16 protein-coding genes are annotated in these 23,828 nt (G+C 73.2%); 5 read left to right on the top strand and 11 right to left on the bottom strand.

Annotation, left to right across the window (positions count from 1 at the left end; all coding sequences use genetic code 11):
- Positions 1 to 533: 533 nt before the first annotated feature.
- Together M1105_RS04945 and M1105_RS04950 are read right to left on the bottom strand one after the other, a co-directional pair.
- Positions 534 to 3,185, bottom strand: a complete 2,652-nt coding sequence (locus M1105_RS04945) for an AAA family ATPase (protein ID WP_249579238.1) — start codon at positions 3,183 to 3,185, stop codon at positions 534 to 536.
- Positions 3,182 to 4,306: a metallophosphoesterase family protein gene (locus M1105_RS04950; RefSeq protein WP_249579239.1), complete on the bottom strand. Its 1,125-nt coding sequence runs from the start codon at positions 4,304 to 4,306 to the stop codon at positions 3,182 to 3,184. The genes M1105_RS04945 and M1105_RS04950 overlap by 4 nt, the downstream gene beginning before the upstream one ends.
- Before the next feature lie 134 nt (positions 4,307 to 4,440).
- On the opposite strand from M1105_RS04950, the gene M1105_RS04955 reads away from it, so the two are divergent.
- Genes M1105_RS04955 through M1105_RS04970 form a run of 4 tightly spaced genes read left to right on the top strand, consistent with a single transcriptional unit; the run spans position 4,441 to position 12,287 of the window.
- Positions 4,441 to 7,830 carry a transglutaminase family protein gene (locus tag M1105_RS04955; protein WP_249579240.1) on the top strand — a complete coding sequence of 1,130 codons (3,390 nt, stop codon included), beginning with the start codon at positions 4,441 to 4,443 and terminating at the stop codon, positions 7,828 to 7,830.
- 53 nt (positions 7,831 to 7,883) lie between these two features.
- Positions 7,884 to 10,442, top strand: coding sequence for a circularly permuted type 2 ATP-grasp protein (locus M1105_RS04960; protein WP_249579241.1), 2,559 nt, complete (start codon positions 7,884 to 7,886; stop codon positions 10,440 to 10,442).
- On the top strand, positions 10,439 to 11,320 hold the full coding sequence (locus M1105_RS04965) for a transglutaminase family protein (RefSeq protein WP_249579242.1): 882 nt from the start codon (positions 10,439 to 10,441) through the stop codon (positions 11,318 to 11,320). The genes M1105_RS04960 and M1105_RS04965 overlap by 4 nt, the downstream gene beginning before the upstream one ends.
- A 52-nt stretch (positions 11,321 to 11,372) precedes the next feature.
- Entirely contained in the window at positions 11,373 to 12,287 is a 915-nt protein-coding gene (locus tag M1105_RS04970; protein WP_249579243.1) for a DMT family transporter, read from the top strand.
- Here the strand turns inward: M1105_RS04970 and ubiG are convergent.
- Positions 12,265 to 13,017: a bifunctional 2-polyprenyl-6-hydroxyphenol methylase/3-demethylubiquinol 3-O-methyltransferase UbiG gene (gene ubiG / locus M1105_RS04975; RefSeq protein ID WP_249579244.1), complete on the bottom strand. Its 753-nt coding sequence runs from the start codon at positions 13,015 to 13,017 to the stop codon at positions 12,265 to 12,267. The two genes, M1105_RS04970 and ubiG, sit on opposite strands and share 23 nt — an antisense overlap.
- 125 nt (positions 13,018 to 13,142) lie before the next feature.
- Here ubiG and pip point away from each other — a divergent pair, with 125 nt between their 5' ends.
- Positions 13,143 to 14,102, top strand: coding sequence for a prolyl aminopeptidase (gene pip / locus M1105_RS04980; protein WP_249579245.1), 960 nt, complete (start codon positions 13,143 to 13,145; stop codon positions 14,100 to 14,102).
- A 229-nt stretch (positions 14,103 to 14,331) separates the two neighbouring features.
- Here the strand turns inward: pip and M1105_RS04985 are convergent, their stop codons facing one another.
- The 8 genes from M1105_RS04985 to M1105_RS05020 all read right to left on the bottom strand — a co-directional run bounded on the left by M1105_RS04985 (position 14,332) and on the right by M1105_RS05020 (position 23,540).
- On the bottom strand, positions 14,332 to 15,048 hold the full coding sequence (locus M1105_RS04985) for an integrin alpha (protein WP_249579246.1): 717 nt from the start codon (positions 15,046 to 15,048) through the stop codon (positions 14,332 to 14,334).
- A complete protein-coding gene (locus M1105_RS04990) occupies positions 15,026 to 16,264 on the bottom strand; it encodes an integrin alpha (RefSeq protein WP_249579247.1) in 1,239 nt (412 codons plus the stop codon). The genes M1105_RS04985 and M1105_RS04990 overlap by 23 nt, the downstream gene beginning before the upstream one ends.
- Before the next feature lie 216 nt (positions 16,265 to 16,480).
- Positions 16,481 to 16,876: a 30S ribosome-binding factor RbfA gene (gene rbfA / locus M1105_RS04995; protein ID WP_249579248.1), complete on the bottom strand. Its 396-nt coding sequence runs from the start codon at positions 16,874 to 16,876 to the stop codon at positions 16,481 to 16,483.
- A 129-nt stretch (positions 16,877 to 17,005) separates the two neighbouring features.
- The gene (infB, locus tag M1105_RS05000; protein WP_406600600.1) at positions 17,006 to 19,693 is read right to left on the bottom strand and encodes a translation initiation factor IF-2; all 2,688 of its coding nucleotides are present in this window, start codon (positions 19,691 to 19,693) and stop codon (positions 17,006 to 17,008) included.
- Between the two features lie 39 nt (positions 19,694 to 19,732).
- Positions 19,733 to 20,377 carry an RNA-binding protein gene (locus M1105_RS05005; protein ID WP_249579249.1) on the bottom strand — a complete coding sequence of 215 codons (645 nt, stop codon included), beginning with the start codon at positions 20,375 to 20,377 and terminating at the stop codon, positions 19,733 to 19,735.
- A 32-nt stretch (positions 20,378 to 20,409) separates the two neighbouring features.
- The gene (nusA, locus tag M1105_RS05010; RefSeq protein ID WP_249579250.1) at positions 20,410 to 22,053 is read right to left on the bottom strand and encodes a transcription termination factor NusA; all 1,644 of its coding nucleotides are present in this window, start codon (positions 22,051 to 22,053) and stop codon (positions 20,410 to 20,412) included.
- A 1-nt stretch (position 22,054) separates the two neighbouring features.
- Positions 22,055 to 22,663, bottom strand: a complete 609-nt coding sequence (gene rimP, locus M1105_RS05015; RefSeq protein ID WP_249579251.1) for a ribosome maturation factor RimP — start codon at positions 22,661 to 22,663, stop codon at positions 22,055 to 22,057.
- 154 nt (positions 22,664 to 22,817) lie between these two features.
- Positions 22,818 to 23,540: an SDR family oxidoreductase gene (locus M1105_RS05020; protein ID WP_249579252.1), complete on the bottom strand. Its 723-nt coding sequence runs from the start codon at positions 23,538 to 23,540 to the stop codon at positions 22,818 to 22,820.
- Positions 23,541 to 23,828: the final 288 nt, after the last annotated feature.

The following is a 23,828-nucleotide window of genomic DNA, read 5'->3' on the forward strand; positions in this document are numbered from 1 at the left end:
GGATCGACCCGTTTCCGGCGTGTCGCTTTTGCAGATGCAATCATCGGGAGGGCCGCCCCCTCACCGTCTCGAGCCGGCGCCTTGCGTTGCACGCATCGGCGACATGCCGGCGGGGCCGTTCGTGGCGCGAGCGCCTGACGATCGCGGGGTGGTGGTGCGGCCGATGCGTTCGGGACGGCCGCTGGTCCCGGGATGACTGGGCGTGGTCCGGCGATGCCCGATGCCCGTTGCCGGGGCAGACGGGCCGAACATATGGCTGCACAGCCGGGCCGTGGGACCGTTCCTGCGGGACGGCAGGTCACCGATCGAGGTGCCGCACACATGGGGTAGCGGTCGGTTGACGCGACCATGTCGCAAGGCGCGCGCCCTTCGGCGCCAGGGCCTGCAAGGCTCGCAATCTCGCCGAGGGCACGCGGTGCCACATCGAGGCCGGGCGCCACCTTGCCACCTGCCACGACAAGCACGCCTCAGGCGTGCCCGCCGCGGCACATATCGTCGACGCATTCACCCACAGCCTCACGCGCCTTCGGAACCTAGCCCTCGGGGCGCCAGTCGGCCATGCCGAGGCCGCGCCCGCCCAGCCGCTCGAAGGCGCGGGCGCGGCAGGTCAGGACCAGGATCTGGAGGTCGCGCGCCTGGCGGTGGAGCACGTCGAACATCCGCTCGATGCGCGCGTCGTCCGAATAGACCAGCGCGTCGTCGAGGATGACGGGCACAGGCTGGCCGCCCTTGGCCAGCAGCCGCGCGAAGGCAAGCCGCGTCAGCACCGCCAGCTGCTCGCGGGTGCCGCCGCTGAGCGCCGCGACCTCCTCGTCCTGCCCGTCTCGCGCCAGCGTGCCGGGCAGCAGGGTGGCATCGTCGAAGCTCACCGCCGCCTCGTCCAGCAGCATCGCGAGCAGCGGCCTCAGCTCGGCCATGACGGGGCCGAAATACTGCTCGCGCGCCTCGGCCCGGGCCTCGTCGAGCGCCCGCCCGAGCCGGGTGAGCGCGGCAACCTCGGCCTCGAAATGCCCAAGGCGCCCCCGCGCGGCGGAGAGGCGGCCCACGGTCTCCTCGTGGCGCTCCTCGATGCCTTCCTCGGCCCGTGCCGTGATCCGGCCGGTGAGACCCGCGATCTCGCGCTCCAGCATTTCGGCCTCCTCCCGCGCCCGCGACAGCGCCGAGGCCGCTCGGGCCGCCGCCGCCTCGGCGCTCGCGAGGTCGGGCGCATCGGCGCGCAGCGCCTCGACCGCCGCGCGGGCGGAGGCCAGAGCCTCGGCCGTCTGCGTCGCGTCGGCGGCCAGCGCGGCAAGGCGCGCGGGCCGCTCGTCGGCCGGGCCGAGCGTGGCGTCGAGCGCCGCCAGCGCCTCCTCCGCGCGGGCAAGCTCGTGGGCGGCGGCCATGTCCGCCTCCTTCGCGGTATCATGGCGGCTCCGGGCTGACTCGCGCGCGGAACGTGCGGCGCGCAGCGCTGCCTCGGCCTCGGCCAGGGCCGCCTCCGCCTGCTCGGGGTCCGGCGACGGCGCGTCGGCCTCGCCGGCGCGTGCGGCGAGGCGTTCCAACTCGCCGATCGCAAGCCGCAGCGCGTCGAGGCCTTCGGGCGCGAGCGCGTCGAGTTCGGCCCTTGCGCCGCCCGCGGCACTCAGCGCGTCGGCCGCGCGGGCCGCGCGGGCACGCAGCTCGGCAAGGCTCGCGGCGCCCACACGCCCGAGCATCGCCTGCCGCTCGGCCTCGGCCGCGGCGAGGGCGGCGTCGGCGTCCTCGGCCCCGGCGGCGTGGCCCGGCGTCAGCGTGAGCCGGCCGATGCCGTCGAGCTCGATCGTCGCCGTCCCGGACAGCGCGTGGACCGCGCCCGCCACGAGCGGCGCGCCGTCGATGCGCACCCGCCCCTCGGCGCCCGGCAGGTAGGTGGCGGCGAGATGGACCGCCGCGGCGGCGCGCGCCGCCTCGAGCCCCGCGATCCGGCGCTCGAGCGCGTCGAGCGAAGTGAAGGCGCTTTCCGGCACGCTCAGGCCGCGGGCCTCGGCCGCCGCCTCCTCGCCGCGCCGGCGCGCAGCCTCGGCGCGTTCGAGCCGCGTGCGCAGCTCGGCCAGCCGGGCCTGCGCCTCGGCGGCACGTGCGGCGCGGCGGGCGTCGTCCAGCCTGGCGCGCGCGGCGGCCGCCGCCTCCTCGGCCACGCGCAAGGCGGCGGCGGCCTCGGCATCCGCAGCCGCGGCGGCGGCACGCGTGATCGCCGTCTCGGCCCGGCGGGTCTCGGCCTCGCGCAACGTCGCCGAAAGGGCCGTCGCGCGGGTCGCGGCGCGCTCGAACTCGGCGGCTGACACGGATGCCGCGCGGGCGCGCTCGGCGGCCAGCGTCTCGGCGCTCTCGGCGGCGCGCAGGCGCTCGGCATGGGCGCGCGCGGCCTCGAACGCCCGCGCCGTGGTCCGCGCCGCCGCTTCGCGCGCCGCTCGCGCCTCGGCATCGTCGAGCGCGGCGAGGCGGGTCCGGGCGTGGCGCCGGTCTTCGAGGTCGCGCCGCAAGGTTGCGATGTCGTCTCCGAGCCGCTTCTCCTCGGCGGTCAGCCGCTCGACCTCGGCGATCGCCTCGGCCCAGGGGCCGCCTGCCCTCGGTCGGCCCGTCGCTGTTGCAAGCTCGGTCAGCGCCGCGGCGCACCGCTCGGCCGCGCGGATCATGCGCCGCCCGCCGGTCAGGGCCTCGACCTCGCCCCCCGCGACCGAAGCCAGCACATCCTGCCTCGCGCGCCGCTCCTCGGCCCGCTCGGCGTTCGTGCCGCCGCCCATCGCGGTCACGCCCTGCCGCACCCACAGGAGCCCCGCGGGCGCCGCGGCGCCACCCGACACGAGGCCCGAGATGAACGCCTCGGCCTCGTCGGCCTGTGCGATCAGGCGGCCTGACGCGAGGTCAGTGACACGGGCGAAGGCGCCGCGGGAGAACTGCTTGCTCACGCGGAAGCTCGACGGCCCGAGGTCGATCTCGGCCTCGACCAGGGGGCTGCCGCCGCTATAAGGGCGCAGGTCGCGGACCGCCTGCGCGGTCGAGCCATGAGCCGCGAAGAACAGCGCGTGCAGCGCGTCGAAGGCGGTCGACTTGCCCGCCTCGTTGGGCGCGGCCAGCACGTTCACGCCGTCGGCGATCCCCTCGATCGCGACGCCACGCCCGGCGAAGCGGCGGACGTTCCAGAGGCGGAGCGCCCGCAGCCTCATGCGTCCTCAGCCACGAAGGCGTAGAGGCGCGCAAGCGCCGCGCGGGCCGCCGCGCGCTCGGCTGGCGGGCGCGCGGGGTCGGCTGCCTCGGCCATCAGGACATCGGCGGCACGGCGCAGCGCGCCTTCCCGGTCGATCGCGTCCAGATCGGCCGCCTCGGGCTCGAGAGCGAGGCCGGCGCCGCGGAACTCGAGGAAGGCGAAATCCGGCGCCGCCTCGGCCACCGCCGCGGCCAGCGCGCTCTGTCCCGCCAGCCGCACCCGCCCCGTCGCCTCGACGCGCAGCAGCGTCCGGCCGCGGCGGCCGACATCGGGCAGCGCGGCGCCGAGGCGGGCCGCCGGGTCCTCGCCCGGCAGAAGGCCGATCGCGAGCCTTGTCCAGTCGAAGCTGCCGGTGTCGACCGGGTCGACCTCGGGCGCCGCACCTGGCCCCGCAACCGAAACCGCCAGCGCCCGGCCCGGCGCGTCATGCTTGAAGCGGTCGGGCTCGGGCGTGCCGCTGTACCAGGTTCGCGCGTCCAGCCTGACCTGCCCGTGCCAGTCGCCGAGCGCGAGATAGTCGAGCCCCGCCCGCGCCGCGCGGTCCGGGGCGATCACGTCCTCGGCCCCCTCCTCGCCGAAGCTCTGCACCGCGCCGTGCGCGAGCCCGAGCCGGATCGCCCCCTCGGGCGTCGCGGCGTCGTCCATCCAGGCGGTGAGGTCGCGCCCTGGCCGCCGCGTCGTGCAGGGCGCGGGCATCAGCACGACGCCCGGCGCCAGCTCGATCGGCTCGGGCCGCTGCGCCAGGCGCACATTGGGCGGCGCGCGCCGCGCCGCCTCGGCCCACAGCTCGTCCGCCGCCAGCGCGTCATGGTTCCCCGGCAGCAGCACCCAGTCGAGCCCGGGGTCCGCCGCCATTTGGGTCAGGGCCTGCCGCAGCGTGGCGGGCGTCGGCGTGCCGGTGTCGAACACGTCGCCCGCGACCAGGATGGTGCCCGCCCCCGCCGCCCGCGCGGCTTCGGCCAGCCGCGCCAGCGCGCCCTGCCGCGCCGCCGTGAGCTGGCCGCGCAGCTCCTCGGGCATCTGGCCGAAGCGCTTGCCGAGGTGCAGGTCCGAGCTGTGCAGGAAACGGAACATCGTCATCCGGTTTGTGCCGCGGAGGCCGACTTAAGCGCGAAAGCCGCAGCGCTTCAAGCCGCCGGTCGCGCGCCGGCGCGATTGACACCCGCGGCGCGGCAGGGCTTGGTTATTGCGTCGCAGCATCCGAGGTGGGGCGCATGAGCATCAACGCCGCGATCACGCATCGCACGACCTACCGCTACGACCGGCGGATCACGCTGGGGCCGCAGGTCATCCGCCTTCGGCCGGCGCCGCATTCGCGGACGAAGATCCTCGCCTTCAGCCAGAAGATCACCCCCGAGCCGCATTTCATCAACTGGCAGCAGGATCCCTTCGGCAACTACCTTGCCCGCGTCGTGTTCCCCGAGAAGGTCGACCACTTCGAGGTGACGGTGGACCTCGTGGCCGACATGGCGGCGGTGAACCCCTTCGACTTCTTTCTCGAGGACAGCGCTTTCCACTTCCCCTTCGCCTATGAGGAGGAGACGCGCAAGGATCTCGCCCCCTACCTGGAAACCGCTCCGCAGGGCCCGCGTTTCGAGGCGCTGCTCGCCTCGATCCCGCGCGCGCGCCAGCAGACGGTCGATTTCCTCGTGGACGTGAACCAGCGCGTGCAGGCGGCGGTCGGCTACACCATCCGCATGGAGCCGGGCGTGCAGACGCCCGAGCAGACGCTGGAAAAGGGCACCGGTTCGTGCCGCGATTCCGGCTGGCTGATGGTGCACCTGATGCGCCGGCTCGGCCTCGCGGCGCGCTTCGTGTCGGGCTACCTCATCCAGCTCACGCCCGACGTGAAGGCGATCGACGGACCCAGCGGGCCGGCCGCCGATTTCACCGACCTGCACGCCTGGTGCGAAGTCTATGCGCCCGGCGCGGGGTGGATCGGGCTCGACCCGACGTCGGGGCTGTTCGCGGGCGAGGGGCACATCCCGCTCGCCGCCACGCCCAGCCCGAAATCGGCAGCACCGATCTCGGGCATGCTGGAGAAATGCGAGGTCGCCTTCGACCACCAGATGGAGGTCCGCCGCGTGCGCGAGGAGCCGCGCGTGACCTTCCCCTTCACCGACGAGCACTGGGCGCGGATCGACGCGGCCGGGCAGGCGGTGGACGCGATGCTGTCCGAGGGCGACGTGCGCCTGACGATGGGGGGCGAGCCCACCTTCGTCTCGGCCCATGACCGCGACGCCGACGAGTGGAACACAGCGGCCGTGGGTCCCACCAAGCGCGATCATGCCGACCGGCTGATCCGGCGGCTGCGCGACGCCTTCGCGCCCGGTGGCGTGCTGCATTACGGCCAGGGCAAGTGGTATCCGGGCGAGCAGTTGCCGCGCTGGGCCTTCGCGCTCTACTGGCGGCGCGACGGGGTGCGGCTGTGGCACGACCCGGAGCTGATCGCGCCCGAGGGCGCAACGGGCGCGGGCATCGCCGAGGCCGAGCGCTTCGCCGCCGCGCTGGCGGGTGCGCTCGACCTGCCGCCCGACGCGCCGGAACCCGCGTACGAGGACCCGATCACCTATGTGCTGCAGGAGAGCCGCCTGCCGGTGAACCTCGATCCCGCCTCGAACCGCCTCGACGACCCACTCGAGCGCCGGCAGATGGCCGCGGCCTTCGAGCGGGGGCTGGGCCAGCCCACTTGCATGGTGATCCCCTGCCAGCTTGCCATGAGCCAGGCGGCGGAGCGCGGGCCGCGCCGGCGCTATCGCTGGGCGACCGAGAAGTGGAGGACCCGGCGCGGGCGGCTCTATCTGGCGCCGGGCGACAGCTCGGCCGGCTACCGGCTGCCGCTGACCTCGCTGCCGTTCCTTGGCGAGGGCGATTACCCCTTCCTGTTCCAGCGCGACCCCTTCGCGGCGCGCCCCGAATTGCCCGTCACCTCGATCCGGATGCAGGAGCGTGGCGATGCCGGCGCGCCGGGCCCCGAGCCGCAGCGCCCTGGCGAGGGCGCGCGCTACTGGGACGCCCCCGCAGGCGGGGCGTGGGTCAACGTGGGCGCCCCCGCGCTGCCGCCCGACCCGGCCCGCGCGATTCACACCGAATTCGTGCGCACCGCCGTGACGGTCGAGCCGCGCGACGGCAAGCTGTGCGTCTTCCTGCCGCCGGTGCCTAACGCCGAGGCCTATATCGACCTGATCGCCGCCATCGAGGAGGCCGCGGCCGAGACCGGGCAGCCGGTGCATCTCGACGGCTACGCGCCGCCCTTCGACCCGCGGCTCAACGTCATCAAGGCCACCCCCGACCCCGGCGTGATCGAGGTGAACATCCACCCCGCCACCAGCTGGGCCGAGCAGTGCCGCGTGACCGACACGCTCTACGACGCCGCGCGCCATGCCGGGCTCGACACGGTCAAGTTCCTGCATGACGGGCGGATGGTGGGCTCGGGCGGCGGCAATCACATCGTCGTCGGCGGCGCGAGCCCCGAGGACAGCCCGTTCCTGCGCCGGCCCGACCTTCTGGCCAGCCTGATCCGCTACTGGCAGCGGCATCCCTCGCTCAGCTACCTGTTCTCGGGCGTGTTCATCGGGCCCACCAGCCAGGCGCCGCGCATCGACGAGGCGCGGCAGGACGTGCTCTACGAACTCGAGATCGCGCTCGGCCAGGTGCCGGGGCCCGAGGGCGCGCCGCCGCCCTGGCTGGTGGACCGCATCTTCCGCGACCTGATGACGGACCTGACCGGCAACACCCACCGCGCCGAGATCTGCATCGACAAGCTCTACTCGCCCGACGGGCCCACGGGACGGCTGGGGCTCGTGGAGTTCCGCGCCTTCGAGATGCCGCCCCACCCGCGCATGGCGATGGCGCAGGCGCTGGTGCTGCGCGCGCTGATCGCCTGGTTCTGGCGCCAGCCCTTCACCCGGCCCCCCGTGCGCTGGGGCACGGCGCTGCACGACCGCTTCATGCTGCCGCACCATGTCTGGCAGGACTTCCTCGACGTGCTGGCGGACCTGTCGGGCGGCCTCGGCATCCATTTCGACCCCGAATGGTTCAAGGCGCAGTTCGAGTTCCGATTCCCGCTTTTGGGCGACGTGCGCCACCGCGGCGTCGGGCTGGAATTGCGCGCCGCGCTCGAGCCCTGGCACGTGCTGGGCGAGACCGGGGCGATCGGGGGGACGGCACGCTATGTCGACAGCTCGCTCGAACGGGTGCAGCTGCGGGTCGAGGGCGACCTCGCGGGGCGCTACAGGGTGCTCTGCAACGGCCTCGACGTGCCGCTGACGCCAACCGACCGCGCCGACGAGCATGTCGCGGGCATCCGCTTCCGCGCCTGGCGCCCGGCGCAGTGCCTGCACCCGACCATCGGGGTGCATGCGCCGCTGACGTTCGATCTATGGGACACGTGGTCGGGGCGGTCGCTGGGCGGCTGCGTCTATCGAGTGGCTCATCCCGGCGGGCGCAGCTTCGAGACGCAGCCGGTGAACGACCTCGAGGCCGAAGGGCGGCGGATGGCGCGGTTCGAGGCGATGGGCCACCGGCCGGGGCAGGTCTGGCCGAGGGCGCCGCGCCTGTCGCCCGAGTTCCCGCTGACGCTGGACCTTAGGCTTCAGGCCTGAGAAAGTCGCCGCGGGCCGCGGCGAGGCGCGCGGCAGGGCAGGGTGAGGGTGGCATGGCCGAAGGCGCGCGTGCGGCGGGCGGGGGAAAGGCTGAGGCGGCGCTGCAAGGCGCCGCGGCCTATCTGCCCTTTGCCGGGCGGCACGACGAGGGCTTCGACGCCGCCGGCCGGGTGCGTCCGCACTGGGCCCGGCTCGCGGGCTGGATCGACGAGGCGGGCCCGCGCGCGGTCGAGGCCGCGGCGCGCGAGCTGGCGCGGCTCAGGGACGAATCCGGCATCGCCTTCACCTCGCGCGCGGCGCCCCTGGCGCCCGACGCCGCCGACCCCGTCCCGGTGGTCCTGTCTGCCGCCGACTGGGCGGCGCTGGAACTGGGGCTCGCGCAGCGCGCGCGGCTTGCCGAGGCGGTGATCGCCGACATCTACGGGCCCCGTGCGACGCTGCGCGAGGGGCTGATCCCGCCGGGTCTGGTGTTCGGCTCGGACGCCTTCGCGGCACATGCGGCGGGCTGGGAGACGCCACCGGCCCGCTTCACGCTGGTCTACGAGGCAGATGTCGCACGCGGCGCGGACGGGCGGTGGATGATCCTCGCCGACCGGCTCGACGCGCCACTGGGCGACGGCTGGCTCATCGCCAACCGCATCGCCACAAGCCAGGCGCTGGCCGAGCCCTTCGTCGACTTCGGCGTGCGCCGGCTGGCGAGCCATTTCGCGCGCTTCCAGGACCTGCTCGACAGCATTACCGGCTGGGAGGGACGCCTTGCGCTGCTGACCGGGGGCGAGGGCGACCCCCGCTACTTCAGCCACGCCTATCTCGCGCGCTATCTCAACGCCACGCTGGTCGAGCCCGCCGATCTCACGGTGCGCGAGGGCGCGGCCTTCCTCAAGACGCTGGACGGGCTCAAGAAGGTCGATGTCCTGCTGCGCGGCGTCCCGGACCGGCGGATCGACGCGCTGCACCGCCCGCGCAGCGCGGCACCCGGGGCGCCCGCGCTGACCGTCGCGGCCCGCGGGGGCGGGCTGGTGATGGGCAACGCCATCGGCACCGCGGTGATGGCCTACCGCGCGCTCGCGCCCTATGCTCATGTGCTGTGCGAGCGGCTGCTGGGCGAGCCCCTGATGATCGCCGACGCGCCCTGCCTGTGGCTGGGCGATGCGGCGGCGCGCGCGCAGGTTCTGGACGAGCTGCCCTTCTGGCGGATCGAGCCGCTCACCGGCGGCGCCAGCCCCGACCGGCCGCCCGCGCTGCCCGATGACCCCGCGGCGCCGCTGACGGGCGAGCGGCGCGACCGCCTCGCGCGCGATCTCGAGCGGACGGGCGAGGCCTTCGCGGCGGTGGCGACGCCACCCCTGGCCACCTCGCCGGTCTGGAGCGGTGGCCGCCTCGCGCCCCGCGAATGGATGATGCGCGCCTTCGCGAACTGGACGGGCGAGGCATGGAGCGTCGCCCCCGGCGGCGTCGCCGCAACGGTCGAGCCCGGCTGCCCGCCGCCGGCGCTGGGCTTCGGCAAGGATGTCTGGGTACTGCCCGATCCCGCGGCCCCGGCGCCCGACGAGCCCGGCAGCCTGCTGGCGGCGCGCCTGGCCGAGGGACATCTGCGCCGCACCGGGCGCGACCTCCTGAGCCGCGTCGCGGACGAGGTGTTCTGGCTGGGCCGCAACGCCGAGCGCGCCGAGTCGGTGCTGCGCATCCTCAGCGTCTGCCTACGCCGCTATCTCTCGGGCAACCGGATCGACGCCGACCCGGGGGCGCTGGCCGAACTGCTCGCCATCCACGCCCGGGGCGACGACCGCCCGCCCTCGGCCGCGCGGCTGCGCGAGACCATGCTGCGGCTTGCCTGCGACCCCGACGAGCCCGAAGGGCTGGTCCCGACGCTCGGCGCCCTGCGCTCGGGCGCGGTGCGGGCGCGGATGTCGATCTCCGAGGAAAGCTGGCGCTACATCGACCGGCTCAGCGCCGATCCGCGCTGGCGGGCGAAGCTCGATTTCCGCGCCTCGGGCGAGATCGCGCGGCTCATCGAGGACGCGCTGCGCTCGCTCGCGGCCTTCGCGGGCTCGGCGCAGGAGAACCTGACCCGCAACTTCGCCTGGCGCTTCCTCGAGATGGGCCGCCGGATCGAGCGTGGCACCCAGATCGCCCGGGTGGTCAGCCGCATCGCGGGGCACCAGCGCGCGCATGAGGAGAGCTTCCTTCGGGCGCTGCTCACCTATTCGGACTCGGCCTCGGCCTACCGCACGCGCTACATGATGGTGCCGACGCCCGCCGCGGTGATGGACCTGCTGATCCTCGACGAGACGAATCCCCGCGCGCTCGCCTTCCAGCTCGTGCAGCTCGAGGCAGTGCTGGCGCTGCTGCCCTCGGACAGCCCCTATCGGCGGCCCGAGCACCGCCGCGCGCTCGCGCTGCTGACGGAGCTGAGGCTGATCGAGGCGGATCGACTGGTGGCGACGGGGCCGGATGGTGGCGGCAGCGCGCGCCCGGCCCTCGCCGCGCTGATGGCGCGCTGCAGGGCCGACCTCGCCGAGATCTCGGACGCCCTAGCGCGCGCCTATTTCGCCCATGCCGAGGCCCCTGTGGCGCTGGTGAGCCAGGGCCGTTCGGGAGAGACGCGATGATCTACGAGGTCACCCACCGCACGGTCTACGACTATGCCGAGGCTGCGGCCTTCTCGCAGCACCTGCTGCGGCTGACCCCGCGCGAGACGGGCGATCAGCGCGTGCTCGAGAGCCGCATCACGGTCGACCCTCGGCCCGATGCCCTGCAGCCCGAGCGCGACATGTTCGGCAACCTCGCCCATGCCGCGACCGTGAGCCGCCCGCACGGCCGGCTCGAGATCCTCGCCGTCAGCAGGGTCGAGCGGCAGGCGCCGTCGCAGTTCATCTTCGAGGCCTCGTCGCCATGGGAGGACGTGCGCGCCCGCGCGACCGGCGCGGCGGCGGGCCCCGCCCCGGCCGAGGTCGCGCCTTTCGCGTTCCCGACCGCGCTCACCGCCGCCTCGCCCGCCATCGAGGACTGGGCGCGCGCCTGCTTCGCGCCCGGCCGCCCGGTTCTCACGGCGGCGGCGGCGCTCTCGGCCCGCATCCACGCCGAGTTCGACTACATCCCCGGTGCGACCGGCGCCGACACCCTGCCGGCCGAGAGCTTCGAGGCCAGGCACGGCGTCTGCCAGGATTTCGCGCATGTGATGCTGGCGGCGCTGCGCGCGCACCGGGTGCCGGCGCGCTACGTCTCGGGCTACCTGCGGACCATCCCGCCCGAGGGGCAGCCGCGGCTTGCCGGGGCCGATGCCAGTCACGCCTGGGTCGCGGTATGGGACCCCGTGTTCGACTGGGTCGAGTTCGACCCCACCAACGACCTCGTCCCCGGCGAGGACCATGTCACGCTGGCCTGGGGGCGGGACTATGCCGATGTCAGCCCGGTCTCGGGCTTCGTCGTCGGCGCTGGCGCTCAGCGCCTCACGGTCGGTGTTGACGTGGCGCCCGTTCCGGGGTGATTGATGTCGGGCTCCGCCGCATTCCCGGCGGCGTCATCGAAGGCCGCCCGCCATGCCCGCCGACACCATCGCCGCCGCTGCAACCGGGGCGCGTCCCGCGCTGCTCTGGTTCGCGATGGTCGCGATCGGCGCGGCCTGGGGTTCGACGCAGCTTCTCTCGAAGATCGGCATGGCGGCCGGGCATCACCCGATCGGCGTGACCTTCTGGCAGGCGGTGATCGGGCTTGCGATCATCACCGCGGCGATGCGGCTCTCGGGCCGGCGCCTGCCGCTGGGGCGGGGGCATCTGGTGTTCTACGCGGTCTGCGGGTTGCTGGGAACGGCGCTGCCCTCGACGCTCAGCTACGAGGGGATCAGGCACCTGCCGGTGGGCGTGCAGTCGATCGTGCTCTCGACCGTGCCGATGATGACGCTGGTCCTGGCCCTTCCGCTGCGTGTCGAGCGGGCCGAGCCCGCGCGGGTCGCGGGGCTCGGGCTGGGCCTTGCCGCGATGCTGCTGCTGGTGGGCCCCGAGGCGAGCCTCCCCGACCCCGCGCAGGCCGCCTGGGTGGCGCTGCCGGTGATGGTGGCGCTGTCCTACTCGGCCGAGAACGTGGTGATCGCGCGCTGGATGCCACGCGGGATCGACGCGGTGCAGACCATGTGCGGCCTGCTGTGGGCCGCGGCGATCATGGTGGCGCCGGTGATGCTGGCCGCGGACGCGGTGCCGGACCTGTCGGGCTTCGGCTGGCGCGAGGGGGCGCTGCTGGGCTCGGCTGTGCTCAATGTCGGCTGCTATCTCGGCTTCGTCTGGCTCATTGCCAACGGGGGCGCGGTGTTCGCGGCGCAGACGGCCTATGTCGTCACCGGCTCGGGCGTGGCACTCGGCATGCTGGTGCTGGGCGAGCGGCATTCGCCCTACGTCTGGGCGGCGCTCGCGCTCCTGTTCGCGGGGCTTGCGCTGGTCAGGCCCCGGCGGCGGGCCTGACGGAGGCGGTGACGTAGTTCACCGTGAGATCCCGCTCCGAGATGCGCCATCCCCAGGTCACCGGGTTGAACTGGAAGCCCTTGCGGTCCACCGGCGTGAGGCCCGATCTCGCGATCATGGCGAACAGCTCGTCCGGCGTGATGAACTTGCGCCAGTCATGCGTGCCGCGCGGCAGCCACCGCATGATCTGCTCGGCGCCGACGATGGCCATGAGGTAGCTCTTGGGGTTCCGGTTGATGGTCGAGCAGATCATGATCCCCCCCGGCCGCACCAGCGCGGCGCAGGCGTCGAGATACGCCTGCGGGTCGGGGACATGCTCGACCACCTCCATGTTCAGCACGGCGTCGAAGCTCTCGCCCGCGGCGGCCAGCTCCTCGGCGGTCGAGACGCGGTAGTCGATGGCAAGGCCCATGCGCTCGGCATGGATCTGGGCCACGGGGATGTTCCGCGCGGCCGGGTCCACCCCCGTGACGCTGGCGCCGAGTCGGGCCATCGGCTCGGACAGGAGCCCGCCGCCGCAGCCGATGTCGAGGACGCGCAGGCCCTCGAAGGGGCGCAGCGAGGCCGGGTCGCGGCCGTGCTGCAGGGCGATCTGCTCGACGGCATAGCCCAGCCTGCAGGGGTTCAGCATGTGCAGCGGGCGGAACTTGCCGTTCGGGTCCCACCACTCGTCGGCCATCGCCTCGAACTTGGCGATCTCGGCGGTATCGACGCTCGCGCTGAGTGCCATCGGACGCGCTCCCTTTTCGGCTTGCCTTGCATGGGCCCACCGGCTGACATAGGTCAAGCCCGCGTCTGCCGCCACCGGGCCGGCGGCTGCGTCGCATCGCCACGGCCCGAGGGAGTCGCCGCCGCGTGAACATCCGCCAGAGAGCGCAGGACGAGGCGCGGCTGCACCCGCCGGTCGAGCCGCACACGCGCTTCCATCTCGACGTGGGCGACGGGCACGAGATCTATGTCGAGATCTCGGGCCGCCGGCAGGGCCCGACGGCGATCGTCCTGCATGGCGGGCCAGGCGCCGGGTCGAGCCCCTTCATGCGCCGCTTCTTCGACCCCGAGCGCTGGCGCATCGTGATGTTCGACCAGCGCGGCGCGGGGCGCTCGCGTCCGCAGGGCGCACTCGGCGCGAACACCACCTGGCATCTTGTCGAGGATATCGAGGCGATCCGCGCGCATTTGGGCATCGACCGCTGGCTCGCCTTCGGCGGCTCCTGGGGCTCGACGCTCGCGCTTCTCTATGCCCAGGCCCATCCCGAGCGTGTGACCGGGCTGGTGCTGCGCGGCGTGTTCACGCTGACGCGCGCCGAGCTCGACTGGTTCTATGGCGGGGGGGCCGCGCGCTTCTTCCCCGAGGCCTGGGCGGATTTCGTCCAGCCCATCCCGCCGGCCGAGCGCGACGACCTGATTGGCGCCTATCACCGCCGCCTGACCGGCCCCAGCGAGGCCGAGCAGCTGCGCTTCGCGCGTCCCTGGGTGCGCTGGGAGACCGCGACGGCGGCACTCCGGCCGGTCGGCACGGGTTTCGTCGACGGCGCCTATGCCCGGGCCTTCGCCCGGATCGAGTGCCACTATTTCCAGCATGGCGGCTGGCTCGACGACGATCGCCGGATCCTCGCCCGCATGGACCGGATCGCCCGGGTGCCGGGGGTGGTGGTGCAGGGCCGCTACGATATGATCTGCCCGCCCGCGACCGCGGTGGAGCTCGTCCGCGCCTGGCCCGCCTCGGCGCTCAGGATGGTGGACGACGCGGGCCACGCACTGTCCGAACCCGGTATCGCCGCCGAACTGGTCCGCGCGACCGATCGTTTCGCCTGACGCGCGCGCCCGGCGCGGCATCGCCGCCCCCCAAGCGGCGCCGGTCCGCCGCGGCATCGCCGACCCATCAGCGGCAAGGGTCCGGCTCGGTATCTCCCCCCCAGCAGCGCGGGTCCGGCGAGGCATCGCCGACCCACAGTGGCGCGTCGGTTCGAGACACGCCCTGCCCCGTCGCTGCCGCACGCGCTGCGGTCGCCGCGCGCACAGGCCTCGCACCACGGGCGTGCGCTCAGAGCAGCCCGTCCCAGTTGGCGCCATCGTCCGGAACCGGGAACTGAATTGCATCGGCCGGCTCGATGCCGGCGTCATGGCTCTCCGTCCCGGCACCGGATCCGGTCGACATGCGCCAGTCCTCGGCAAGCGGGTGGAGCACCGCGGAGCGCGCCGCCTCGCCATCGCCCATCGCGGCGAAGTCGAAGCTGTCGTCGCCGGGCTCCCATCGGTCGATGCCGCCGCGCGGGCGCGAGGCGTCGGCCCCGGTGCCGCTCCATGCGCGTGTCGCCTGGGCCTCGGCGGCCTCGGCCGCTGGGGCATCGCCATCCGGAACCGCCGATCCGTCCCGCCCGGCACGCGGCTTGACGGCCACGGACGGCCCCGCCCCTAGCCTCGCCACACTGTCGTCCGCGATCATGTCGTAGGGCCCGCGCAGGGCCGGAGCGGTATCCGGGTCGTTGTCCATCTCCGTCACCGGGGGCGGCGCGAGATTGCTCTGCGGCGCAGGCGCGAACACCGTCTCGACCGTGACCGACGAGCCCACGCGCGCAAGCTCGATCACGCTGTCGATCGCCCCGTCGAGGGCATCCAGGGCGGCGAGGATGCCCGGCCCGCCATGCACCAGATAGACCGCGCCGGCGTCCACGCGGCTGCCGTCATTGGCAAGGTCGGCGCCGATCATGAAGTCGGCCCAGCCGTCGCCGTTCACGTCACCCGCCACCGCGAAAGACATAGCCCTCGCCCGGCGCGGGGCGGCCCGGCAGGGCGCCGCCCGCCGGCCCCTCAGCCGAGCCGAACACCAGGATTGCCGCGCCGGGCGAGAGCCGCCCCGGTGCCGCGGCGCGCGGGATGCCGATCAGAACGTCGTCGAATCCGTCGCCGTTGACGTCGCCGACGCCCACGACCGAGGTTCCCAGCGCCTCGCTGGCCATGGCGCCCTCGATCCGGAAGCCCGCGGCGCCGTCGAGCGCGCCGAGGTCGATCGCCGCCGGCAATCCGTCGCGGTGTCCATACACCACATAAGCCGCGCCACGGCCGCCGACCGCGTCAGGCGCGCCAACGATCACGTCGCCGATGCCGTCGCCGTTCACATCGGCGGCGGAGGCGACCGCAACCCCGGCGAGATCGCCCGAGGCAGCCCCGCGCAGCACGACGCCCGAGCCGGGGCCGAGCGCGCCGAGGTCGAGATCGGCCTGCCACCCGCCCGCGCGCCCGAAGACGACATAGGCCGCGCCCGACGCCGCCGCCGCGCCCGCGGCCGCCGGGGCGCCGATCAGCAGGTCGCCGATGCCGTCGCCGTTCACGTCGCCCGCCGCCGAGATCGCCGCGCCCGCCGCGTCGAGGGCCGCGCCGCCGTGGATCGCGAGGCGCCCGCCGCCCTGACCATCGTCGTCGAGGTCGCGGTCGCCGGTTCCCGCGAAGCGGATCTCGATCGTCCCGGCGCCGAAGCGGGCGCCGAGGCTCGCCCCCGGCATGCCGATGGCCGAATCGGCGCGTCCGTCGCCGTCGATGTCGCCCACCATCGCGACCGAGAAGCCCGCATAGGCGCGGGGCGCGCCGCCCTGCATCTCCTGCGAGACGCTGCCGGCCGCAGGTGCCCCTGCGCGCCAGCCTGCGAGTGCCTCGCCGCCGCCGAACACCACGAAGGCCGCGCCCGCATCGGTGCCCGCCACCTGATCGCGGAACGGCGCGCCAATCAGGATGTCGTCGTAGCCGTCACCGTCGATGTCTCCGCCGCCCGCCACGGCCGTGCCGACCCGGTCCATCGCCTGCGAGCCCTCGAACAGCGCGACGCCCGGGCCATTGGCCGCGACGGCCAGCCGCGTGACAGGCGCGAAGCCGCCGGGCCCGCCGAGGATCACCACCGCCTCGCCCGCCATCTGCGAGACCACTGCGCCGCCGGCGTCGCGCGCCGCGGCGCCCGGCGCGCCCAGGATCAGTCGGCCCATCCATCCCCATCGATATCGCCTGCGACGGAGGCGGAATAGCCGAGCCGCGCGCCCTCGCTGCGCCCGAAGAAGATGCTGCCGGACTGCACCGTCGACGCCATGCCCCATCCCTTTCCGCGACGGACGGCACGAGGCGCGCCCGGTCAGTAACGCGGAAAGAAAAGAGAACAAACGTGAACAAAGCGTTCGCCATGGCGTGAAACGCGACGCCTGGGATCAGCTTTCGAGATCGCGCCGCACCGCGGGGTCAGACAGCATGCGCCGCGTCTCGTCCATCCGGTCGAAGGTCTCGTCCAGCGCGAAATGCAGGTCGGGCGCGAATTTCAGCGTGACCTCGCGGCTGACGAGGTGGCGGAACTCGGCGCGCGCGCGGTTGAGCGCGGCCAGCACGCCCGCGGCGTCGCGCCCGCCCAGCGGCATGACATAGATCGTGGCCTGCCGCAGGTCGGGCGAGATGCGGACCTCGCCCACCGTGACCGGCACGCCCTCGAGGTCGCTGACATGGTGGTCGCCGCGCAGCAGGATGCCCGACAGCACGCGGCGGATGGTCTCGCCGACGCGAAGCTGGCGCTGGCTGGGGCCCTCGGCCCGTTCGTGTCCCCGTCTCGACATTGGCCGTTCCTTTCCCGCCCGGGGTCTCAAACGCATGCCGCGGCGCCTTGCGACGCCGCGGCGGGTCTCTCCGGCCGCGCCACGGCGCGGCGAGGCGAAATCTGCCGCGCGGGCGCGCGGCGGAGGCGGTCAGAGCGTGCGCTCGACCTCCTCCTTCTCGAAGATCTCGATGACGTCGCCCTCGCGGATGTCCTCGTAGTTCTCGAAGGCCATGCCGCATTCCTGGCCGGCGCGGACCTCCTTGACCTCGTCCTTGAAGCGCTTGAGCGTCTTGAGCTTGCCCTCGTGGATCACGACGTTGTCGCGCAAGAGCCGCACGCCCACGTCGCGCCGCGCCACGCCGTCGGTGACCTCGCAGCCCGCGACCTTGCCGACGCCGGAGACCTTGAAGACCTGCTTGATCTTGGCATAACCCAGATACTTCTCGCGCACTTCCGGCGACAGAAGGCCCGACGCCGCCTGCTTCACGTCGTCCACCAGGTCATAGATGATCGAGTAGTAGCGGATCTCGACGCCCTTCTGGTTCGCGCTCTCGCGCGCCGGGGCGTTGGCGCGGACGTTGAAGCCGATGATCGGGGCCTTCGAGGCCTCGGCCAGGGTCACATCCGATTCGGTGATGGCGCCGACGCCCGAGTGCAGGATGCGCACCCGCACCTCCTCGTTGCCGACCTTCTCCAGCGCCTGCACGATCGCCTCGGCCGAGCCCTGCACGTCGGCCTTGACGACCAGCGGCAGTTCCTTGACGTCGGCCGCGCCGGCCTGCGCCAGCAGCTGGTCGAGGGTCGCGCGCGCCCCCTGCGCCGCCTGCTTCTCGCGCGCCTTGCGCTGGCGGTAGTCGGCGATCTCGCGCGCCTTGGCCTCGGATTCGACCACGTTGAGCGTGTCGCCCGCCTCGGGCGTGCCCTGCAGGCCCAGCACCTCGACCGGCTCTGAGGGACCGGCTTCCTCGACGCGCTCGCCCTTGTCGTTCATGAGGGCGCGGACGCGGCCCCACTGCTCGCCGACCACGAAGATGTCGCCGAGCTTCAGCGTGCCGCGCTGGACCAGCACGGTCGCGACCGGCCCGCGGCCCACGTCGAGCTTTGCCTCGATCACCGCGCCCTCGGCCGCCCGGCCGGGGTTGGCCCTGAGTTCCAGCAGCTCGGCCTGCAGCGCGATCGCCTCGACCAGCCGGTCGAGACCCTTGCCGGTGACCGCCGAGACCTCGACATCGAGCACGTCGCCCGACATCTCCTCGACCACCACCTCGTGCTGCAGGAGCTGCGTGCGCACGCGCTGCGGGTCGGCGGCGGGCTTGTCGCACTTGTTGATCGCCACGATCATCGGCACGCCAGCGGCCTTGGCGTGGGCGATCGCCTCGATGGTCTGCGGCATCACGCTGTCATCGGCCGCGACCACCAGGATCACGATGTCGGTGACCTGCGCACCGCGCGCGCGCATCGAGGTGAAGGCCGCGTGGCCCGGCGTGTCGAGGAAGGTGATCTTCTGCCCGCCCTCGGTCGTGATCTGGTAGGCCCCGATGTGCTGGGTGATGCCGCCCGCCTCGCCGGCGACGACGTTGGTCTTGCGCAGGGCGTCCAGGAGCGACGTCTTGCCGTGGTCCACATGGCCCATGATCGTGACGATCGGCGCGCGCGGGATCATGTCCTCGTCGCGATCCTTCGCCGTCTCGATCGCCTCCTCGACGTCGGCCTCGGACACGCGGGTGACGCGGTGGCCGAATTCCTCGACGATCAGCTCGGCCGTGTCCTGGTCGATCGACTGGTTCTGCGTGGCCATGATGCCGTTCTTCATCAGGGCCTTGATGACATCGGCCACGCGCTCGGCCATGCGGTTGGCCAGCTCCTGCACGGTGATCGCCTCGGGCAGGCGCACGTCGCGGATGACCTTCTCGCGCGCCTCCTGCCCGCCGCCCATGCGGCGCTTGTCGCGCTCCTGCCGGCGGCGCATCGCCGCGAGCGAGCGCTGCCGCCCGCCCTCGTCGTCGCCGAGTTTCGAGATCGTGAGCTTGCCCGTGCGCCGCTTCTCGTCGCCGGCGCGGCGCGAGGGGGCGGGCTTCTTCGCGGCGCCCGCAGCACCGCCACGGCCGCGGCCGCGGCCCTCGTCGTCGTCGAGCGCGCGCGGGGACGGCGCCTCGGCCGCGGGGGCGGCGGCGGGCCGCGGCCGCGCCGCGGGCGCGGGGGTCGCCACAGCATCCGTCGCGGCCGCGGGCGCTGCGGCCTCGGCCTCGGTCTCGGTTTCGGCGGCCTGTCGGGCCTCGGCTTCCTTCGTCTCGGCGGCGCGGCGGGCCTCGGCCTCCGCCTCGGCGGCGCGGCGGGCGGCCTCCTCCTCGGCGCGGCGCTGGGCTTCGCGCTCGGCGCGGCGGCGGGCTTCCTCCTCCTCGGCCTTGCGGCGGCGCTCGTCGTCGATCTTGGCCTGCTTCAGGGCCTCGAGCCGGCGGGCATACTCCTCCTCCGAGAGGGTGTTGAGCATCTTCGGCCGCGGCTGGCGCGCGCGCTGGGCGTCACCCGCCTCGGCCCGCGCACCGGCGGGCGCCTGGGCGGGCGCCTCGGCGCCTTCCGCGCGCGGCCTCAGCGCCACGGTCGCGGGCTTCGCACCTGGCTGCGGCGTCTGCGTGCCGGCCTGGCCCGCGGCCTGCGTCGTCCCCGCAGCCGCACCCGCGCCGGGCGCGACGATGCGCTTCGAGCGCTTCATCTCGACGACGACGGCCTTGCTCCGGCCGTGGCTGAAGCTCTGGCGCACCGAGCCGCGCATGCCGCCGCCCGGCGCCCCGCGCCCACGCCCACCCGTCTTGCCGTCGTTGTCCTTGTCGCTCATCGATCACCTTGTCCGGGAGCCATGCGGCCCCTTCTTCCGTCAGTTGCCCGAGGCCCCCGCGGGGACCCGCGCTGCCTCGTCCATCGCAGGAGGGGAGCGGAATCCCGCGAGCCGCCCTGCCTCGATCAGGACGCGGTCCGCGATGCCGCCGGCGTCGAGCGCGGCATGTATCGCAAAATCACGTCCAAAAGCCAAACCCAATTCCCCGCTGTCGAGGAGGTCGACCCGTGCCGTCCCTTCCGGCGCCGCGCGGGCGATCTTGGCCCGCCCGTCCTGAGCTGCGTCGCTGGCGGTCACCAGCACCGCGGCCTTGCCTTCGGCGAGACGCGCGCGGACCTTCTCGAAGCCCGTCACCGCCTGCCCGGCCTTGCGCGCGAGACCGATCAGCTCGACCAGCCGCCGCGCGATCAGCACCTCCAGCCGGTCGGCGAGGTCCGGCTCGACCTTCACGGGCTGGCGGAAGGCGCGCGAGAAGAGGTTCTTCTTCACCGCCTTCGCCACGAGCGCCCGGTCTGCCGTCAGCCAGGCGCCGCGTCCGGGTAGCCGACCCGCGAGATCGGGCACCACCGTGCCGTCGGGGCCGAGAACGAAGCGCAGGAGCGGCCCCGTGGGACCGCTCTCGCCCGAGGCGATGCAGCGCCGCTCGGGCTCACCGCGCGTCTCGCGCCGCCCGCCGCGGGCCATCTCCGCCTCTCCGTCCCCGGCCGCCGCCATGTTCACCGCTGCGCCGCCCCCTCGTTGCTGAACAGCGCCTCGGCCTCGCTCATCGCCGCGGGCTCGGCCGCCTCCACCTCGACCTCGGCGGGTTCGAGGTCGGCGGCATCGACGATGCCCAGCGCGACCCGCGCCTTCATCACCAGGTACTGTGCCTCCTCGAGGCTCACGTCGAAGGGCTCGAGGATGCCGTCGTCCTTCACCCGCTTGCCATCGACCGTGGTGTAGCCGCCGGCAAGCTCCCAGTCCGCGCATTTGGCGAACTCGTCGAGCGAGGTGATCCCCTCCTTGGCGAGCGCCAGGACCATCTGCGGCGTGAGCCCCTCGAACCCGATCAGGGCGTCCTCGGCGCCTAGGCCGCGAGCCTCGTCGAGCGCCTTCTGGTTCATCTCCTCGAGGCTCTCGCGGGCGCGGGCCTGCAACTCCTCGGCGGTGTCCTCGTCGAAGCCGTCGATCACCGTGAGTTCCTCGAGTTCGACGTAAGCCACCTCCTCGAGCGAGGTGAAGCCCTCGGACACCAAGAGCTGCGCCACCATCTCGTCCACGTTCAGCGTCTCCATGAACATGGCGGTGCGCTCGTTGAACTCCTGCTGGCGGCGCTCCGATTCCTCGGCCTCGGTCATGATGTCGATGTCCCAGCCGGTGAGCTGGCTGGCGAGGCGCACGTTCTGGCCGCGCCGGCCGATCGCCTGGGAAAGCTGCTCGTCGGGGACCACGACCTCGATGCGCTGGGCGTCCTCGTCCATCACCACCTTGGTGACCTCGGCGGGCTGGAGCGCGTTGACGATGAAGGTCGCGGCATCGCCGTTCCACGGGATGATGTCGATCTTTTCGCCCTGCAGCTCGCTCACCACCGCCTGGACGCGGCTGCCGCGCATGCCGACGCAGGCGCCCACGGGGTCGATCGAGCTGTCGTAGGAGATGACGCCGATCTTGGCCCGGCTGCCGGGGTCGCGCGCGACCGCCTTGATCTCGATGATGCCGTCGTAGATCTCGGGCACCTCCATGGCGAACAGCTTGGCCATGAACTCGGGCGCGGTGCGGCTGAGGAAGATCTGCGGCCCGCGCGCCTCGCGCCGCACGTCGCGGACATAGGCGCGGATGCGGTCGCCGACGCGATACGCCTCGCGCGGGATCAGCTGGTCGCGGCGGATGATGCCCTCGCCGCGGCCCAGGTCGACGATCACGTTGCCGTATTCGACACGCTTGACGATGCCGTTGATGATCTCGCCGACGCGATCCTTGAATTCCTCGTACTGCCGCTCGCGCTCGGCGTCGCGCACCTTCTGAACGATGACCTGCTTGGCGGTCTGGGCGGCGATGCGGCCGAAATCCATCGGCGGCAGCGGCTCGGTGATGAAGGTGCCGACCTCGGCCTCGGGGTTCTTGAGGCGGGCTTCCTCGACCGAGATCTGGGTGAAGTGGTTCTCGACCTCGTCCACGACCTCGAGCGCGCGGCTCATCTTGATCTCGCCGGTCTTGCGGTCGATGAAGGCGCGGATGTCGTACTCGGCGCCATAGCGCGAGCGGGCAGCCTTGCCGAGGCTGTCCTCCATCGCGTCCAGCACCAGTTCACGGTCGATCAGCTTCTCGCGCGCGACGGCGTCGGCGATCTGGAGAAGCTCGAGACGGTTTGCACTGACCATCTCAGGCATCCTTCCTGTGCATCGGAACCTCTTCCTCCTCGGTCTCGGGGGTCTCCCCCTCCTCGTCAGTCTCGATCTCGTCGTATTCGGCCTCGTCGAAGGCGTGCTTGCGGGCCTTCAGGCTCTCGGCCACCAGCTCGTCGGTCAGCACGAGCTTGGCGTCACTGAGCCAGTCGAACTTGAGCCCGATCGTGCCCTCGTCGATCTCGATCAGCACCTCGTCGCCCTCGACGCCGGCGAGGATGCCCTTGAAGCGCTTGCGCCCCTCGATCATCTCGGCGGTCTCGAGCCGGGCCTCGTAGCCCTCCCAGCGCGCGAAGTCGGCAAGGCGCGTCAGCGGCCGGTCGATGCCGGGCGACGAGACCTCCAGCGCATAGGCATCCGAGATCGGGTCCTCGACATCCAGCACCGCCGAGAGCGCGCGGCTGAGCTGGGCGCAGTCCTCGACCTCCATCGTGCCGTCGGGGCGCTCGGCCATGATCTGCAACGTCTTGCGCTTTCCGCCCATGAAGCGCAGGCGGATGAGCTCGAAGCCCATCGCCTCGACCGTGGGCTGCACGATCGTGGCGAGGCGCTCGTCCATCGGTGCCTTGGCGACCATGCTGGTCATTGGCTGGTGTGCCTCCGGGGCTCGAAACGAAAAGCGGGCCACGCGGCCCGCCTGACGATACCCGGTGGGGGTCTCGCCGTGTCCAGCGAGGCCGCCGCGATGTTGCGGCTCATATACGACCGGCGCCGGGGATTCGCAAGCCCCAGTCCCGGAGTCAGGCCGTCAGCCCGCCGTCGATCACCATCTCGGCGCCCGTCATGAAGGACGAGGCTGGCGAGAGCAGGTGCACCACCGCCGCCGCAACCTCCTCGGCCCGGGCGAAGCGGCGCATCGGAATGCCCGCGCGCATCCGCTCGTGCGCCGTCCCCGGGTCGCGCAGCGCCAGCGCGATCCGGTCCACCATCGGCCCCTCGACGAAGCCCGGATGGACCGAGTTGCAGCGGATCGGCGGGTCGAGGCGCGCGCCCTCCAGCGCCACCGACTTCGTCAGCAGCCGCACCGCCCCCTTTGACGCGGTGTAGGCCGCCAGCCGCGCGTGGCCGGTCAGCCCGGACACCGACGAGAGGTTGACGATCGACGCGGCGCGGCTCTGGCGCAGCAGCGGCCAGGCGGTCTTGCAGCCGAGGAAGGTGCCGTCCGCGTTGACCGCCATCACCCGCCGCCAGTCCGCGAAGGATGTCTCGGCCAGCAGGCCGACATGGACGATCCCGGCCGCGTTCACCAGCCCGTCGAGCCGGCCGTGGCGCGCCGCCACCGCGTCGATCACTCGCGACCAGTCGGCCTCGTCGGCCACGTCGTGGGCGTGGTCGATCCCCTCGCCCGCGGCGAGGTCGGTGCAGACGGCGATCCCGCCCGCCGCGCGAATGGCATCGGCACTCGCGCGGCCCAGAAGGCCCGCGGCGCCGGTGACGAGGACGACATGGTCTGCAAGCGTCATGGCGTGGCGCTGTTGGCGGGAGCGGCTTTGTCGGTCGTGCGCATCGCCCGAGAAGCGCATCCCGCGCGCCCCGGGTCAAGCCGCGCGCGCGTCGGCGCCTGCCGGTTGGGGGACCGGCAGGCGCCTGCAGGCATGGCGGCAGAGGGGGGTGCCGCCACGCCTGCGCCTCGTGCCCCGTTCGGCCGCGGCGGCGTGCCGTTGGTCCGGACTGCCGGGGAAACGATTTCATTTCAGACACATCAACCCCGGCTCACGCATGAAATCCACGCGCGCAAATGCCGGGTTCCG

The sequence above is a fragment of the Thermohalobaculum sediminis genome, from assembly GCF_023487995.1.
Classification (GTDB): domain Bacteria; phylum Pseudomonadota; class Alphaproteobacteria; order Rhodobacterales; family Rhodobacteraceae; genus Thermohalobaculum; species Thermohalobaculum sediminis.